Genomic DNA, 1,901 nt, shown 5'->3' on the forward strand with positions numbered 1-1,901 from the left:
GGCCGGCATTCCTTTGCCGCCGTTCACCAATTCGGCCGTCGACGGCTACGCTGTCCGAGGCGCTGATGTTCCTGTCGAAGCTGCCCGACGTTTTCCGGTCACGGACTATGTCCAAGCTGGCGCGCAAGCTCGCATGGCGCTTGCGCCTGGCCATGCCATCCGCATTTTCACAGGCGCGCCGATGCCTGAAGGCGCCGACACGGTGTTCATGCAGGAGGATGTTGCGGTCGAATCCGAAGGGTCCGCGACACTGCCGCCGGGACTGAAACGCGGATCGAACGTACGCCCGGCCGGAGAGGATATTCCGGTGGGCCGCCAGGTCCTGAAGCGAGGCCATAGACTTCGCCCGCAGGATATCGCTGTTGCCGCGGCACTGGGCCAAACCGAAATTGGCGTATTGAGGCGCCTCAAGGTCGCGATCTTTTCGACCGGCAACGAAATCGTCGCGCCGGGAAGTCCGCGCGGACAAGCCCAGTTGTTCGACTCCAATCGCTTCATGCTGTCGGCCATGGCGTCCCGCCTTGGCTGTGCAGTCACCGATCTGGGCATTCTCGGCGACGACCAGGCGAGGATCGCGGGAGTCCTTCGAGAGGCGGCCGCCACCCATGATCTGATCCTTACCTCGGGCGGCGTCTCCACGGGCGAAGCCGACTATGTCAAGGCAAGTGTCGAAAGCGTCGGCAGCCTGGTGTTCTGGCGCGTGGCGATCAAGCCCGGACGTCCCGTCGCCATGGGAGTGATCGGAGGCACACCGTTCATCGGCCTTCCTGGAAATCCTGTCGCCAGCTTCGTGACGTTCGCTCTCATTGCCCGCCCGGCGATCATCACTCTCGCCGGCTCGACACCGGAGCCTATCGTCACCACGCCTGTGCGGGCCGCGTTTGGCTATCGCAAGAAGGCGGGGCGGCGCGAATATGTGCGCGTTAGCCTGAGACAGGCGACGGACGGACTTCACGAGGCCGTCAAGTTTCCGCGAGAGGGCGCTGGCCTGCTGTCGTCGCTCGTCGACACCGATGGCCTCGTCGAGCTCGAGGAGAGCGTCGCCGAGGTCAAGGCGGGCGATATCGTCGGATTTGTCGCCTATGCCAACCTGTTCTGAAAGCGGAACGCCCACTTTGGCCCAATTGACGAAGATCGAGAGCGTTGCGACGTTGTTCGAATGAACAAAACGAAGCTTGACCTGTCGGGCCTGAAATGCCCGTTGCCGGCGCTGAAGACACGAAAGGCGCTTACATTTCTCGAACAGGGTGACATGCTCGAGGTGATTTGCACCGATCCCTTGTCCGCCATCGACATCCCCAACCTTCTGAACGAGACCGGAGATCGTCTCGAGCGGGCGGATCGGAGCGACAAGGACATCGTGTTCCTCATCACGAAGAATAGTCCTCCCTCGGCCAAGCCGAAGCGTTCCTAGCGGTGCAACGTTTTTCCGGAGCCGGGCGGCCACACTGGAGAGGCGCTAAACCGCCAGGCGGATATCCGGGGCGCGCTATCGCTTGTCGTATTTGTTCTCGCTTTGGATGGTCAGTACGCTAAGTTCTTGGCTGGAAGCTGCGGCGGAATGCGTGGCGACCTCGGACGATTCGACGGAAGGGGATGTGCATGACGATGCAAGTTCGGCGCCCTCGCGATCGGGGCCCAAAGGGCCGAGGTCTTGACGATTCCGCGCTCAGGGACGTCCAGAACCTGCTTATCGGACGCGAACGCCGCCGTGATCTCCTGATCGAGTTCCTGCATTTGATCCAGGACGAATTTGGCTGCCTGTCGGCCCGGCATCTTCGGGCATTGGCAGAGGACATGCGCCTGTCGCAGGCCGAGGTCTACGAAGTGGCTTCGTTCTACGACCATTTCGACGTGGTCAAGGAGAACGAGGCGCCGCCCGCGCCATTGACGATCCGGGT

General features: G+C 62.1%; 3 protein-coding genes. All 3 read left to right on the top strand.

From position 1 onward, the window contains the following. A partial coding sequence (glp, locus tag Q0L57_RS13920; protein ID WP_296743525.1) for a gephyrin-like molybdotransferase Glp occupies positions 1-1,099 on the top strand: 1,099 nt, incomplete at its 5' end. Positions 1,100-1,159: 60 nt separating this feature from the next. After that, positions 1,160-1,414 carry a sulfurtransferase TusA family protein gene (locus Q0L57_RS13925; protein WP_296743527.1) on the top strand — a complete coding sequence of 85 codons (255 nt, stop codon included), beginning with the start codon at positions 1,160-1,162 and terminating at the stop codon, positions 1,412-1,414. Between the two features lie 188 nt (positions 1,415-1,602). After that, positions 1,603-1,901, top strand: a 299-nt coding sequence (locus Q0L57_RS13930) for an NAD(P)H-dependent oxidoreductase subunit E (RefSeq protein WP_296743528.1), incomplete at its 3' end; no start/stop codon positions are given.

Origin of the sequence: Mesorhizobium sp. (assembly GCF_024509055.1) — a bacterium.
Taxonomy (GTDB): domain Bacteria; phylum Pseudomonadota; class Alphaproteobacteria; order Rhizobiales; family Rhizobiaceae; genus Mesorhizobium.